A 16,203-nucleotide genomic window follows, 5' to 3' on the forward strand; every position below is an offset into this window, starting at 1 on the left:
TACTTAAAATCGACCTGCATCAAAATACAGGTTTCTTCCCGTAATAAATTTAGCCATATCGCTTAGTAAAAATGCTATCGCACCAGCTACATCATTCGAAGGAATCAATCCAAGTAATTGCGGACTCGCCACCTGAGCCAAATGATCATCTACCGTGGCATTCTCCGGCATCACTACTCCGGGGAAAATAGTATTTACTCTAATATTCTTTTTTATTAACTCAAAAGATAATGATTGTGTTGCAGCATTGACAGCGGATTTGGATGCAGAATAGATAGTCTGACACGCTTCAGGTTGTACACTGGCAACTGAGGATACTGCCACAATACTTCCGCCATTCGTATATTTATTCTTTGCAAACTGTCGCACCATCTCTATATAAGAATAGAAATTTATATCCATGATTGCCCGCATTTTTTCACGGGTTAATTGTGGTAAAGGTATGATAGGAATTATACCTGCACTATAAACTAACCCATTCAATTTGACCCCATCAGATACAGCTTGCTCAAAAAGATCCCCCGCATTGTCAACTTCAGTCAAATCAGCATCTATCAGAATGTGATTTTTTCCGTTCAGAAGCTCTTTGGTTTCGTACAACCTTTCCTTATTTCTACCATGCAAAACTAGCGATGCACCCAAGCTGGATAGGTAGATTGCTGTTGTCTTTCCAATTCCGGATGATGCTCCGGTGACAAGTATTTTTTTGTTAGAGAAATCCAGCGGATTTATCATGTTTGCTTATTGTTCTCCCTCGTTTCACATTTGTAAAAAGTCCTACGCTTTCCCCTACACCTCTGTTATTATGAGAAACTGCCGCCATCAACAAATAGCCGGCGGCCAGTAATAAATTTTGACATATCACTGATTAAAAATGCACATGCACCAGCAACATCATCAGCCTCTCCCAACCCTAATAATTGGATTTTTCTCACATCATCCAGATCAGGGCCGATATATTCATCACGTAGAACCATTTCTGTACGAAGCAAACCAGGCAACACCGTATTGATCCTAATGCCCTTCTTGACCAGTTCAATGGATAACGTTTGAACGGAGATATCCATAGCCGCCTTGGATGCGGCATAACTCGTTTGGCATTGTCCAGCCCTATCCCCTGCAATTGATGAAATGCCCACAATACTTCCCGCATCACTATATTTCCTCTTCGCGTATTGACGGACAAGTTCAATAAACGTAAAGTAATTAATATTCATTTCCTCAAGCATCTTCATTCTAGTCAGCCCATTTAACGGTATTACTTTTGTAATACCCGCACAATGAACCAACCCATTCAGTTTTACGTCATCTTTCGTTGCCTGATCAAAAATTGAACCCATATCTTCCAATTCTGATAAATCGGCAATTATCTGAAGATGACCGCTTCCCGATAATTGCTGCATCGTATCATTCAGTCGCTGTTGGTTTCTTCCCGTAATGACTAATCTTGCTCCTAATTTTGATAAATATATGGCGGTTGCCCGTCCAATTCCAGAAGATGCTCCTGTAACGAGTATTTTTCTGTTTGATAAATCTAATGGATTAAAAGTACCTAGATTACCCACGATAGGCCTCCTCGTAATAATCACTGGTATATATCATAGGTAAAACATTTTTAGATTCCACTTCGAAACTGGTTACTCCCCACGATAGACCTACGCCAAATCCGGATGTGATGAGTTTAATCATCTCCGGAACCTGCTCTCTTTCGCATAAATCAACAATCCCCAATGGTATAGATGCACTGCTTGTGTTAGCATATCTATCTAAGGAAATTGGCATTTTTTCAAGAGGCAGCTTTAATTTTCTTGCTAGTTGTTTAAGAATTAATAAATTGGCCTGATGAAATACGCAATAATCATAGTCATGAATATCTCCGCCGTAAAGGTCGAAAAATTCTTTAAAAGCTCTTGGTATTTCAGTAATCGTAAATCCAAAAACATCTGCCCCCTCCATATGCATGGCTGTTTGTTTATAATAGTTTTTACCATCCATAATTGGATTTCTTACGGCTCCGCCTGGTATGATTAACGAACTGTAGCCTTCTCCATTGGCTTTCAGCAAGCATTTCATTTCCGTATTTCCACGCTCGATAATTGTAGCTGTTCCAGCATGTCCAAAAAGGATTACATCCTTAATGGAGGCTTCCGGATTTTCAACTGACATTTCTCCGGCTAGAAATAATATTCTCTTAATACTTCCACCTTGCAGCATGGTAGAAGCTAAATACAATCCATATACATATCCCGAGCAGCCCAAATTAATATCAAATGCTATACAATTCTTTGATAATCCAAGTCTTTTATGAATGACATGTGATGTCGCAGGTAGAGTATAATCTGGAGACTGTGTAAGAAAAATTAATGCATCTATGCTCTCCTTATCAATTTGTTTCTCTTTCATTAATTGTTCAGCTGCGACAAAGCACAAATCCGAAGTAGTCTGATTACCAGACACACAGTGACGTTCCTTGACTCCGGTCGTTTCTATAAATTTGTAAACTTCATTTTCCCCTAATTGGTCTATATAATCGGTAATTTTCTCAACCTTCTCAGGCACAGCACACGCTATGCCGCCAATATAAATATTATTAAAAGCAACATTTGCCACTAAGCTCTACTCCTTCTAGGTTAACGATTCTTTTCTTTCATTTTTTTGATAAAATGAAAAATGCTCCAAATCCTTTACTAGAGTGATGTTTGTTGAGTAACATCACTCAAAGAAAGATAGGAGCACCATCAAGGTTAAGCTAAATATCCAAGAGGATTGCTGTAAACTAAGCATCAAGGACATACCTTGAAAAGTTTTCCACTGAAGCCTCATTCCATTATATTTATAATATCCTGTACCGTTTTAAACTCTTTAATCATCGCTCCAGTTATTGTCTTATCAAAATGTTCATCAACAAGAGCGATTAAAGAGATTGCCGCAACTGAATCCCAATCTTCTAATGATTCAAGGCTTGTCGTTACCTCTAATGAACCTGGATCAAGATCTAACATATCCTCTAATAAGTTTAGTTTTGTTTGCAAATCCATATTAAAATCCTCCTTAATTGTCTGTCACCATACAATGACGTTAAAATACACGATATCGCAAATATCTACAAGCTTAATATCGGCAAATATTGTGAAAAATTTAATACTTACCTATCCTTTATAATAACTTTATTTTCGATTCAAACTCAAGTTATGATATAGCAATTGATATGTAGCCATTGTGCTTTACCGGATCATGTATCCATGATATTATCTCCCTGAATGGATAAGAGGGGTATGCCATATTGAAATGCTGTGAAATAGATGTCGGTGACCGAAATTGCGGAGATCAATTCGAAGAAACCCTGTAAGAACTTATATAACAAACTCAATAGCCAATCTGTCTTAATCAGAAGTAACGGTTTATACTCACTCGCCACTAGTTACTGTTGACAGCACTTTCATCGTAGATATATGCCTATATTCAATAATTACCCATTTCTATAATCAATCTGAATTCATGAAGAAGGGGTGTGAGGGAATAATGGAGATCAGGCTGTTTAAAAAAGATGAAACTGCTATGTACATGAAAGCAATCGATCAAATATGGAAGAAGGGGCACATTTTAAGTCGTGATCAGACTTTGCTTGATTTCATGTTTTATAACAATCCTATGCATGAAAAGTATATTGGAAAGGAAAACTATGGTGCCATAGGGGTGTGGGAAGATGGTAAAATTATAGGGATAGGTGGCTTGATGCTATATGAATTTAACGTAAATGGAAAAAGAGAGCTGTCATCTAACATAACAAATATTATAGTATTGGAAGAATATCGAAAATCCATGGCTGGTGTACTAATATATGGAAAAATCCTTGAATTATATCCTATTTTCTGCAGTTTTGGCGTAGGTCTTAGTAACTTTGCAATGCGTATTTCTCCACCTACGATTACAAAAGATTATGTTATGCAGCCTATACATAAACTAATACGGATGATTGGCATTTTTAGCAAGAAAAAAACCACCGAGGTATTATTGGAAGGCAATGAATATCTTTTGAGAAATTACAATGAAATTCAAAAATTCCCCCAGCATGGTAATAAAATAGTTAATCAGGACTTGGATGAAGAAAAATGGAATACATTTTACTATACGCATATCGCTCCCAAGACTATCGGTGTTTCACGTAATTATGAATTCCTTAATTGGAGATATTTAAACCATCCAACCTTTGAATATTTAGTGTATACCGTTCAAGACCAACTTGGAAATTATGAAGGCTTATTAGTCGCAAGGGTTGAAAGAATAGTCAATAATACTGCAAAAATTTTGCGTATTGTTGAATTTATTTCTAAGAATCAGGATGCTTCTATTACACTGGCTAACAAGATTGTAGAAATTGGATCTGAAAAGGATGTTCTTTTCGCAGATTTTTATTGCACGACAGATATGTTTAATTTTGGGCTAGAGTCAGTTGGTTTTAAGAAAGAATTTACATCAGAGGATGATCAGCTCGTCCTGCCATCCAGATTCCAACCCGTAGATTTGTCTGTTGTAAATTTAAATGCAGTTATGTCATTTTATGGAAAAAAGGTGCGAAGATTAAATCTTTTTGATAACAATATATATTTTACCAAAGGTGATTCAGACCAGGATAGGCCTAACTAAAAACGTATTGCATATACTAGGACTTGCATATGGAAGTATTACAGACCAACCATTTAGGACGATAACATTAGAAATCAAACCCATCAATGCAAAAAAAGGGGGACCCGCGGCTGAAGGCCTTTACTGTCCGGCCCTACAAAGGGCTTTGAATGGATCTTCACAGGTAACCCCTTTATACCATAACATTCCGCTTTTATAACGCTGTTTTATATTAACAGTCGATTAGATTCATTATATAGGATTCATTTGTCCGCAAAAATTTAGCCATCACTTGTGGTATGGTTCACCGTAACGGGGCTATCGGCGAAAAATACGAAAGGAGCTTGTCGCGGCGCATAGTAGCCCTTCAATATCCGATTCTTCATTCTTAATTCCACACAGAAAGCCGCCGAAGTAATCGGCGGCCTTATTATTGATGATTAAACTATCGTTCCCCGTTAACGTAATGAACTCTATCGAATGCCCAATACGCGCGCGGTAGCCCTCAGCGGTCTCATAGTCTTTCTTGTTTAACGTTTCGCTTAACATTCGCTTTAATTCTTCAATGTTATCGCGCTCATATGCATACCGCTGAAATTCAAGGTTAAATTGTGCTTCATCCAGCGTATTAAGGTTTGTAAAGAGCGCGGCGGTGTGATCGGGTCCAAATAGGTTTGCCTGCTGTCTATTCCTCGATTAAGTAGGATTGTGAGGCTTGTGATAACCTGCTGTTTCTCCATGCTTTTCCTCCATATGAAAATCGTATATCAATTCAGTGTACACAATTTCCTTTAAACATGATTATTTCCCAGTTTGAAATAGGAGTAATTCGTTACTATGGCTTTTACTGTTATCACTTATCGGATGCCCGTTGTGTGCATCACAAAGAGATCGAGCTAACCTTTGATGAGAAGATTGAGGAATATTTCCAAACTATTGCCCCTTCCGCTAATGAAGCAGAGGGGGCTAAGTGGAAGATTATGCTAGCAATCTAATTTTTTATATCGTATGATTCTTCATATACAATAAGATTTTGCAATAATGAGCTTCATAATATATATCTTATTACACTTTAAGGCGTACTGCGGATTATTTACCGTACGGGAGTTTTTTCGGAATGGAGAGACTATGAAAAAAAATATTGTCTTTATGATTGCATTACTTATACTGTTCACCGGATTCGCAACACCAAGTTATGCATTATCAGATTCGCAATCTGATTCAATACAAACATTGTTGGATGATGCAAGCCGTATATCAGGTGTACCGGGAATGTCAATCTCAATACTTGCGAACAATGAAGTGCTCTACTTTTCTTCCGGGTACGCAGATCGTGAAAAGGGACTGTCGGCAAGTGAAAATACTCTATATGAGCTGGCTTCGGTAAGTAAAGCCTTTACCGGCATGGGTATTCTGCTGATGGAAGAACAAGGGCTGCTGTCAATGTCAGACTCTATCCAGAAATATTTGCCTTGGTTTACGTTAAAGTATCAGGGGAAACACGTTGATATGCAAAGTATGACACTCAATAACTTTTTACACCATACTAGCGGCTTAACAAATGGCCGTCACACTCAAAACATTCCACAAGGCAATACGCCGGATATGTTGCAAAAAACCGTAGAAATGCTCGTAGATTCTGAATTGTCGTTCTATCCTGGTGAGCAGCATAATTACGGAACTGTTAATTATGACGTATTAGGTCTGGTTATTGAGATTGTGTCGGGGCAAAGCTATGAAGACTTTATGAGGGAACAGGTATTTCAACCGTTGGGTCTTCACCAGACGTATGTTTATAAAGAAGATGCTCAAGCCACCGGACAGTTGGCACAGGGCTACCGTTCTTCCTTTTTTATGACAACCCCATATAACGCGCCGGATTATTCCGGGAATAAACCCGCAGCCTACATCATTTCTAATACAAAAGATATGGCGCGTTGGATGGGCATACAGATGGGTATTGTGCAGGACATACCCGAAATATTCCATACGGTTATCGAGAAATCACATCAGGGTGATAGGTCTGTTCCGGCTGTCAACGAAATGTATTATGCGGCGGGCTGGTCGGTAAACGCCAACCAAACGATTATAGAGCACCCAGGGGGCAATCCCAATTTCGGAACCGAAATGGTCATACTGCTAAATGAACGAATAGCCATCTGCTTGCTGACCAACGGCGAAAATATCAATAGAAGCATGGTACTAAAAGTTAAAGATATATTAGACGGCAATCTGACGCAGTCATATGGAATAAGCGGCACACAGCTTTTGGACATCATTTTGTCGTCTACCACAATTATTCTTTGCCTATTGGCTGTTCTGTTCTTTCTCTTAGGATTACGCAGAAGGAAAACGAATGAGCGGCAGCCAATGACAAAAAAGCGAATAATCGTAACAGCTATTTTGCTGATTGCTACGATTGTCCAGTGTATAATATGCTATGCATTAGATTGGTCAGAGATACTTATTTGGCGAACATATAGTGTTCTTACAGCTTTGATTTCGTCGGCATTATTAACAGCAAGCATTACATGGTTTGTATACACTCACCGATATAATGCCTCGCTCCGAAAATAAGCATTTCATTCGTTCGCCTTATTGAAAAAACGCGAAGATTTCTTTAAATGAGAGAACAATATCAGAAAAAAGGAAGTGCCAGGCACAATGTCATTAAGATAAGGCGTGGAAACCATAATCAAGCACAAGAGCAGGTTATCGAAAAGATAGCCCGCTCTTTTTTTGAAAGAAAATCAAGACTTAACAGGTAGATGGATATGTGTGGCGAAGACCCTTGAAACACGAGGAGGCCACGTCCATGAATGAGTATGCGAATTCGCTAAAAAAAACGCTGACATCCCTCATACGAGAAATGGCAGCCGCACCAGCTCCTTATGTCAAAAACCCTGAAAAAGATTTTACCCGAAAGAAAAAGCTGCCCTTTGAAACGGTGATGCAACTCCTGATCTCCATGGGAGGGAACAGCCTATATAAGGAACTTTTGGAATCACAAGGCTATGACGTAAACACCGCAACCACTTCCGCTTTTGTCCAACAGAGGAATAAAGTGCTGCCGTCTGCTGTGGAATTCTTGTTTCACGCATTTACGCAATCGGTTACGGATATCAAGGACTACCGAGGGTATCGGCTACTTGCCGTTGACGGTTCGGATTTGCATATCGCAACTGACTCTGCGGACACGGACACCTATTTTCAAAGTCAACCGAACACGAAAGGCTATAACCTTCTGCATTTGAACGCTGCCTATGACTTGTGCAACAGACTGTACGTGGATGCCATTGTTCAGCCACGAAGGTTATGCAACGAGGGAAGGGCGCTGGCTGCTATGGTTCACCGTTCTCCAATCAAGGGCAAAACCATTGTGATTGCCGATAGAGGTTATGAAAGTTACAACAATTTCGCGCATCTTGAACGCAAAGGGTGGAACTATGTCATACGGGTAAAGGATTTGGATTCCAATGGTATTCTTTCGGGCTTGCGTTTGCCCTCTAGCGGAGAGTTTGATAGGAACGTTCATCTGACACTCACCAAAACAAACCAAAGAGGTCAAGGCTAATCCCGAGATTTACAAGTTCGTTCCTTCCACGTCAACCTTTGATTTTTTGGATTTGCATGAGAACTTGTTTTACCCGATTTCCTTTCGGGTGGTTCGTTTCGTCCTGCCGAGTGGCGCTTTTGAGACCGTCATTACGAATCTTACCGCCACGGATTTCCCACCGGGTGAAATCATGTCAATGTATAACATGCGATGGGGCATTGAAACCTCATTCCGGGCATTAAAGTACACTGTCGGTCTGACGAATTTTCATGCAAAGAAACGAGAGTCCATCACCCAGGAGATATTCGCAAGAATGATCCTGTACAATTTCGCTGAAATGATAACCTCGCACGTCGTCATTTCCCAAATGGAGAAACGGCACCCCTATCAAGTTAACTTCACGGTTGCCGTTCACGTGTGTAGACACTTCCTGCGCTCAAGGGACGATGAACCCCCGCCTGATGTTGAAGCGCTGATTCGCAAAAACATTTTGCCGATTCGACCCATTCGCCCAGGGCAGCAGAATACGCGCAAAATACGCTACAAATCAGTGGTTAGCTTCGTCTATAGAGTAGCATAATTTGTTTCATATGAACATTTTTTTAAGCGGATCATCCCTCCGCTTTGTTTGCTGTACACTTTTTTCCTTGCTTGTATACAAAAAAGAAACGGCACAGGGCTTTTTCCCATGCCGTTTCGGATTCCATTTTTATTTCCGCTCTTGTCTTGGAGCTAAACTTAATGACATTGGTGCCAGGCACCCCCAATTTTTCGCCCTACTTATGATAAGGTTCCCCCCGATTAATCTTCACCGCCCGGTAAATCTGCTCCACGAGCACCAGACGCATCAGTTGATGCGGCAGCGTCATGCGGCCGAAGGACAGCTTCGTCTGGGCGCGGCGCAGGACGGCACCGGACAGGCCATTGGAACCGCCGATGACGAAGACGATATGGCTTGTCCCATAGGTCGTCAGGCGATCGATATGGGAGGCCAGGTCCTCGCTCGACCAGAGCTGTCCGTCGATGGCCAGCGCCACCACATGCGCATCCGGCTTGATGTGGCCGAGGATGCGGTCGCCTTCCCGCTCCTTCACCTGCTCCACCTCGGCGTCGCTCATTTTCTCGGGCGCTTGCTCGTCAGGGACCTCGACCACCTGGAATTTCGCATAGGGTGCCAGCCGCTTGCTATATTCCGCAATCCCCTGCACCAAGTATTTCTCCTTCAGCTTCCCAACGCATACCAATTGAATGAACATTCGTCTCGCTTACCCCGTTTCGTTTTGTTTACTTTATCCAAAAGAGAACCATCGCCTCTTAAAGTTCCATCCTTGCTTCTAGTGTACCCGACAATTCCTCAGCCCGTCTATTCAGCGCCACCATTTATCCCCTCCCGCTCACGTTGATGTCGGCAGCACCCCATGAGCAGCTATAACTTTCCACGGCGCTTCCGCAAAAACCACCTCGATAGTCACCTCACCTCAAGCTCTGTTCCCGGTATCCTGACCGATTGGGAGAGTGACGATAAGACCTTGAGCATACCCACGAACCCCCGACCTTCATCTATTCTCCATAAAAAATACCAGTCATAAAAAAGACGCCCTCACACAGAGAGCGCCCAATCCAGACCTTCACTACCCTTTCCTGCTACTTAATATCTCACTCCTGTTCCTGAACCAGTGCCAACACCCGGTTCAAGAAGACCGCGACTTCGGCCCGGGTCGCGTAACTGTCCGGACGCAGCTTGCTTCCACTGCCTTGAATAAGCCCTTCCTCCAGCAAGGCGGCGAGCGCCTCCCTCGCATAGCCGGAAGTCTTCTCGTAATCGGTGAACTTGGTTAACACGGCCGGATCGCTCATCAGCTTCAGCTTGCCGATGTGCTCCAGCGCGCGGGCTATCATCGTGAACAAATCTTGGCGGGTGACCGCATATTGTGGACCAAAGAAACCATCCCGCTTGCCCCGCACCAAGCCCAGTTCCTTCGCGACCGCAATCGCGTCCGCATAATACGCGCCAGCGCCCACATCAGCGAAGCCCGAGCTGCTTCCCCCTTCGCGGCCAGCCGCTTGAAGCTCCAGCGCCCGCACGAGCATCACTATGAAGTCTGCCCGGGAAATCTCCGACTGCGGCACGAACCGTTTGCCGCCGATCCCGGTAATGATGCCTCTCGCGGCCAAAGCGTCAATCGATGTCCTCGCCCAGCCAAGCTGTCCGATATCGTCGAACTCATCCGCATAGAAGGTAACTGCCGCAACACCCAATGTGTTCACCGTAAAAGACACCATCCCCATCTTCGTATCATATCTCGCATTCGGAACCGCGGTAACTCGGCCGTCCGCATCTACTGTCCGGACCACGATGCGATGCGGCTGCGCCAGCTCCTGCGCAGTCGGCTCATATGGAACGGCGACAAGCACGCGTTCCCCAAGCTTCCCGGCGGACAGCGGCTTCCCGGCCGCCAGCAGCGATAGCTTAACCGCAGGGCGGTCGCCTGCCTGCGCAGCCAGCCCCGCCGGCCATGCGCTGCGGTCGGCTTGGGCGATGACGATGCCTACCGTCTTCGCATCGTCGGCCAACGCTCCTCCCGGCACCAGTCCCGACGGTGCCGTCACGGTCGCCTGCGGCGTCACGATCTCGTATTCCTGCCGCAGGCTCGAATCCGACACCGCCGCCGCAGGCAGCGACAGCGCGACGCCGGTCGCGTCCTTGTCCGCATCCACCTCAATGCGGACCCTCTTCACGCCGCGCCCATCCGGCGCGACGCCCTGCAGCGCCTGCTCCAGCATCGCAGCCGTCACCTCCGCCCGGGCGAGATCGCCGCCCGGATCCCGCTTCGCCTTCACGCCAATCCGGCCCGGCTCCACCTTCGCGGCCGGCTCCGGCGGCTTCGGCGTCACGCTCGGCTCCGTCCAGGAGCCGCCACTATCACTCGGCCGTTCCGGATCCGGCTTTGGCGGCTCCACGGCCGGCGTCACCGTCAGCCGGAAGTCGGCGTACTTCGACGCATCCGCCTGGCTCAAGGCGCGGATGACCGCCGTCCCTGGCTTCACGGCCGTAATCAGGCCGTGATCGCTAACCGTCGCTACGCCTTGCGGCACAGAGCGATACACCGACCAGATGACCGACGGATCAGCCGTCTCCGGCAGCACGGACGCGTTCAACTGCAAGGTCTCGCCCGCCTTCAAGGTGCCCTCCGTCCGGTCGAGCCGGACCTCGTCAACAATAATCTCCGGCAAGCGGTCAACCGTAATGATGCTATCGGCATAGACTGCCTCGACGACGCTCGTCGCCCGAACGACCGCCGTGCCGAGCGCATGAGCGGTCACGACACCGTCCGCCGTGACCGAAGCGACGCCATCGGCGGAAGAATTGTAGACGGACCACGTCACCGTCTTGTCACTCGCCTCGGCCGGCAGCACCGTCGCCTGCAGCTTCACACTCTCCCCGACGGCCAGCTTCGCCTGCGGCGGATCCAGCACGACCTCGGCCGGAGGGACCGGCTCCGTCGCGCCCTTGCGCAGCGTGAACTGATCGACCAGCCGGTCGCCGAGCGTCTTCACCGTGAACGTCAGCTCGCCGCCGCGAATCTCCACAGCGCCGTAAATCTGCGTCTGCTCGCCGTCCACCTTATACTGCCACTCACGCTCCGTCACGGCGTAGAACTTCGGTCCGGTCGAGCCGCCGACGACATACGTCGTCCCCTCGCCTTCGCCGACCGGCTTCCCGCCGCGCATCGGATAAGAACGGACATAGACATGGTCATGCCCGTTCATCGCCAGATCGACATGGAACTCGTCGAACGTCGACGTCCACGCCTCGCGGATATGGGCGGAGTCATAGACGCTGCCGTACGGACCGCGATGGAACGTAACGATCTTCCACGTCTTGTCCGTGGCGGCCAGGTCGCGGCGCAACCACTCCTTTTGCGCCTCGAAGTCATATTCGCTGTTCAGCACCACGATATGGGCATTGTGATAATCGAAGGAATAATTGCTGCCCTTGAGACTGTCGATTCCATTTTGCGGGTTATTGAAATGCGCGAGGAAATCGTCATTTTTCCGGGTGCCCGTCACCTCGTGGTTCCCGACCACCGAGACGATCGTCGTATCGGTCAATATATCCTGCGCTTCCTTGAACCACATATTCCACTCATTCTCCTTGAAGCCATCCTCCACCATATCTCCGGCTTGCAGAATGAAATCAAAATCCGGATGATCAGCGGCCGCTTTGCGAAGAATATCGCCCCACAGCTTGAAGCCGGCGGCATTGGAGGCCTGCGAGTCGCCGAAGAATAAGAACTTGGCCGGATCTTCCGCCGTTCCCGCCGTCCGGAACGAGCCCTCGCTCACATGGCTGTCGCCGTCACCGACACGATAGGCATACGCGGTGCCAGGCTCCAGCCCATCCACGACCGCTTTGTGCACGCGGACGGTACCGATATCCCAAGTGTGATAGAGGCTGCTCGTGCCGTTCACCTTGATGACGCCGGCTCCGTCAAAGCCGGAAAATCCGTCCTGCTTCGCCACCTCGACCATCGTCGCTTCCACGTTCGCATGCGTATGCCAGGTGAATCCGCGCGCCGTGGCCGGATTAGCGCCCATCGCGACACTGATATTGTACGGCTCGCTGTCGCCCGCAAGCGGCGATACCTTGAACTTCACGACCGGACTGTAGCGCTCATCCTTCATCGCCTGCAGCGCATATTCCTTCACCGTCTCGGTCAAGGCGCGGGTCGCAAGCTCGCCATCCGCATCGGTAACGCCAATCTCCTGCCCGTCCGCCGTCATCAGCCGGGCGCCTTCTACCGGCTGGCCCTGCTCATCGACGACGCCGAACACCGTCTCATTGCCTTGGGCGATGCCGTCCGGGTTCCAGGTCAGCCGCAGATGGTACTGCACCGCCGCCACGAGCGGCAGCCCGAAGAAATCGAAGTCGGCGTCATTCTGATCGGCGAACGCGATCGACCCCGATCGGAAATTCACCCGCAGCTCGCCCTCGGTGTTCGTCTTCACCCGGTACCGGATCTGGGCCAGCACATCGTCGTTGGACAAGGACAGATCGGATAGGCCGGTGAACCTGAGCCCCACCGCGCCGCTGGCCTGATCCGCCGTTGACGCAAGCTGCCCATCCTGGAGCTTGGCCCCAGGCACGACCTCCAGCCCTTCCGCCTGCGCCGGATCGAACTCGAACGCGATGCTTGCCCGGCGGATGCCGGAAGTGTGGAGACCGGTAACATCGACCGTATACGTGCCGCCGGCGTACACATTATCCGGACCGGTATACGTTAATTTCGGAGCACCCGTATCGATCTCGAACCTCCACTCCTTCTCTGTCGGGTTGCCAGACAGATCCTTGACCCGCACCTTCACCGTATGCACGCCGTCCGCAAGCGGCACCGACGGGATATACGTGATTTTGCCCTTAGGCGGGTACAGACTATGCGGCACGAGCTTCCCGTCGACCATCATCCGGATCGACTCGGGATCGATAAGCGTCGTGCCCGGATGGGCCACCGGATCATACCCGGCATCCTCGGCGTACACATGAATCTCCGGCGTCGCCGTATCCACCGTGCTGCCGTCAGCCGGGGCGAAGTCCTTCAAGATCGGCGGATCCAGATCATCATCAGCCGGCCCGTACAGCGCCCGAATCTGATCGATATAAATAACCCCTGCCGTCTTGTTGTCATTCTTCGTCTCCATGTACCGGATAGGGCGATCCATCGTTAACGGCAGCGGCCTTCCCTTCGGCACCTCCGCCTCCAGGTAGCGCCATCCGACGAAATCAACGCCGACCTTCTCTTCCGTGAAATCAAGGGCCACTGCCGCATTGTTGCCGTCGCGGATCTGGCCGCGCAGCCAGTGTGCCTTGCCGTCGCCGTAGACCCAGACACTGATCTTCTCCGGATACCCCGGAATCTGGATGCGCGACGCATCATCCTTCACGGCCAGGTAGGCGCCGGATATGCCAACTGTATCGGTGAAATCATATTCCAGCTTGGCCGAGGAAGAACCGAAGCGGACGAAATCCTCGTTCGTCTCTGGACTGACGCGGACACTTTGGTACCGGTCCCCGCTCGTCGTCAAATACCGGGCCATGCCCGATTCGAAATCTTCCAAAATGACCGGAGGCAATCCGACATTAACCTCCATCGAAGCTTCAATACCTCCGTAAGCGGCGACAATACGTCCGCTCTTGTCCGTGTCGTCGGTTGCCATGAAGACGCCGTCCTCATCGATCGTCCCGATCGGGCCTTCCACTCGCCAAGTGAAGCGGTTGTTATCGGCCGCGATCTCCTGCCCGTCCCGCAGGGCGCTCACCTGAAGGGCAGCCTTCTCGCCGGAAGCGAAGGTGCGTACAGCTTCCGGGAAGCGCAGTTCGGTCAACTCCTTCACCACCTCGACCTCCCCTTGACCAGTCAAGCCGCCGAGAGCGACCTTCACCACGGCGGTTCCAGCAGACTCCCCAGCCGTGAACAAGCCGTCCGGATCGATGATTCCCCGTGCCGGATCGACGCTCCATTGCGGCGCACCCGCAACTTGAGCCGGGTGGCCGTTCCCATCGATGCCCGCCGTCTTGAACGTGTAGGATGACCCGGCCAGCACCCGCTCCAGATTCGGCTGCACCACCAGCCGCGCCTCCTCGCCCTCCGGCGCCTTATTCACGAGCAGCAGCCCGTTGGCCGTCTTCCGCTCTCCGCCGTCTGACGGACGGTTCAAGATGCGGCGCTCCGGCACGCCCGGCAGCCGCGCCACGAACGTGGAGGAGCCGCCGCCATCGAGACAGAGCGCGTTGACGACGCCGATGTCCTTCATCACCTTCGCCAGGTCATCATACGACACGCCCTCGCTGAAGCCCGGCGCCCGGCCGTCAATCTCGATCATGACCAGCGAGCCGTCAGCCTTCGTGCCGATGGCCACGCGCGGATTGAGCGCCTTATCGCTCTGCGGCTGCACCTCGCCGTCCTTCAGCAGCTGGGCCACGCCGCCGATGGCCATTTTCACGTCGCGCCACGCTTCCTCCAGCTCGAAATCGATCGTGACTTCATCTCCAACCTGAAGTCCCTGCAGCAGCTCGCGGTAAGATCCCGACGCCGACAAGACCGCCTTGCCCTCGGCGAGCGGCGTATCGCCCGCATGCAGCCGCAGCTCGGACACCTTGAGCTTGAGCGTCTGCCCGCTCTTCACCTCGCCTGAGAGCACGTCCAGCACCACCTCGTCCCCAAGCTGATTCGTCATCGTCGACGTATGGAAGGCGGACGTGTACAGCATCAGCTTGTCTCCCGTGCCGCGCATGCGGTTGATATCCGATAGTTCCACATCCTTGCCGCCGATATGCAGCGTCCGCTTGAGGGTTGGACTCAACCCATAGATGGTCGTGCCGTCTTCCTTCAGACCGAAGGCGTACCAGCTGGCGGGCTCGGGCGGACTGACGAGAATCTCGCCATCCCCCATGAAGAGGCCGAGCGGCACGCCGGTGGACATATCATAGAAATCGCCATTGATGGCCGCAATCACCCGATTCCCCTGCTTGTCCGCATCGCTCGCCATCTTGGTCACCCCCTGCATGCCGTACACTTTGCCGTCCGTCGTCCCCGGCTGCAGATCGAGCGCCTCATTCTTCGGATCGAATTCGATGAAATGCACCTTCTCCAAGCCTTGCGGAAGCTTCATGTTGTACCAGTTGTACGTGGCTCCCGGGCCAATCTCCATCTGCCTCCGATCCAGCACCTGCCCGAACTCGGTCTGCGGCAGCCCGGCAGCCAGAGCTTGTCCGGCTGGAGCGAGCAGCGACCAGATCAGGCACAGGCTCAGAAGCAAGGCCGGCCTCTTTCGTTTCCATTTCATCCCTCATCCATTCCTCCTAAAATAAAATTTCAGAGAGCTCCCTTAAGACCCTATATGTATGCGGCCGAGAGCAGCGATATGTGTTTCATTCAGCTCGTATGTCCTTCTAAATTGTCAAAATTAGCAGAATGTCCCCACCTGCCTTTCGCACTGCAATCTGATTTCAAATTAGCACA

10 protein-coding genes are annotated in these 16,203 nt (G+C 49.3%); 4 read left to right on the plus strand and 6 right to left on the minus strand.

Annotated elements, in window-relative coordinates; genetic code table 11:
* Window positions 1–3: 3 nt before the first annotated feature.
* From FLT43_RS16605 to FLT43_RS16620, 4 genes are all read right to left on the minus strand, one after another.
* On the minus strand, window positions 4–735 hold the full coding sequence (locus FLT43_RS16605) for an SDR family NAD(P)-dependent oxidoreductase (RefSeq protein WP_087440309.1): 732 nt from the start codon (window positions 733–735) through the stop codon (window positions 4–6).
* Between the two features lie 68 nt (window positions 736–803).
* On the minus strand, window positions 804–1,565 hold the full coding sequence (locus tag FLT43_RS16610) for an SDR family NAD(P)-dependent oxidoreductase (protein WP_164776396.1): 762 nt from the start codon (window positions 1,563–1,565) through the stop codon (window positions 804–806).
* The gene (locus tag FLT43_RS16615) at window positions 1,558–2,610 is read right to left on the minus strand and encodes a 3-oxoacyl-ACP synthase III family protein (protein ID WP_087440307.1); all 1,053 of its coding nucleotides are present in this window, start codon (window positions 2,608–2,610) and stop codon (window positions 1,558–1,560) included. The genes FLT43_RS16610 and FLT43_RS16615 overlap by 8 nt, the downstream gene beginning before the upstream one ends.
* Window positions 2,611–2,819: 209 nt before the next feature.
* Window positions 2,820–3,038: an acyl carrier protein gene (locus FLT43_RS16620; protein WP_087440306.1), complete on the minus strand. Its 219-nt coding sequence runs from the start codon at window positions 3,036–3,038 to the stop codon at window positions 2,820–2,822.
* A 484-nt stretch (window positions 3,039–3,522) separates the two neighbouring features.
* On the opposite strand from FLT43_RS16620, the gene FLT43_RS16625 reads away from it, so the two are divergent.
* The 4 genes from FLT43_RS16625 (at window position 3,523) to FLT43_RS30535 (ending at window position 8,762) form a co-directional block, all read left to right on the plus strand.
* Window positions 3,523–4,647 (plus strand): hypothetical protein, encoded by a 1,125-nt coding sequence (locus tag FLT43_RS16625; protein WP_087440305.1) that lies wholly within the window; start codon window positions 3,523–3,525, stop codon window positions 4,645–4,647.
* A 1,107-nt stretch (window positions 4,648–5,754) separates the two neighbouring features.
* Window positions 5,755–7,203 (plus strand): serine hydrolase domain-containing protein, encoded by a 1,449-nt coding sequence (locus tag FLT43_RS16630; protein ID WP_087440302.1) that lies wholly within the window; start codon window positions 5,755–5,757, stop codon window positions 7,201–7,203.
* Window positions 7,204–7,441: 238 nt separating this feature from the next.
* Entirely contained in the window at window positions 7,442–8,200 is a 759-nt protein-coding gene (locus FLT43_RS29725) for a transposase (protein ID WP_221936160.1), read from the plus strand.
* 52 nt (window positions 8,201–8,252) lie between these two features.
* On the plus strand, window positions 8,253–8,762 hold the full coding sequence (locus FLT43_RS30535; protein WP_340162468.1) for a transposase: 510 nt from the start codon (window positions 8,253–8,255) through the stop codon (window positions 8,760–8,762).
* A 196-nt stretch (window positions 8,763–8,958) separates the two neighbouring features.
* On the opposite strand, the gene rlmH is transcribed toward FLT43_RS30535, so the two are convergent.
* Window positions 8,959–9,438 (minus strand): 23S rRNA (pseudouridine(1915)-N(3))-methyltransferase RlmH, encoded by a 480-nt coding sequence (gene rlmH / locus FLT43_RS16640; RefSeq protein WP_087442718.1) that lies wholly within the window; start codon window positions 9,436–9,438, stop codon window positions 8,959–8,961.
* A gap of 400 nt (window positions 9,439–9,838) precedes the next feature.
* A complete protein-coding gene (locus tag FLT43_RS16645) occupies window positions 9,839–16,027 on the minus strand; it encodes a phosphodiester glycosidase family protein (protein WP_087442717.1) in 6,189 nt (2,062 codons plus the stop codon).
* Between the last annotated feature and the right edge of the window lie 176 nt (window positions 16,028–16,203).

The organism is Paenibacillus thiaminolyticus, from assembly GCF_007066085.1.
GTDB classification, from domain to species: Bacteria; Bacillota; Bacilli; order Paenibacillales; family Paenibacillaceae; genus Paenibacillus_B; species Paenibacillus_B thiaminolyticus.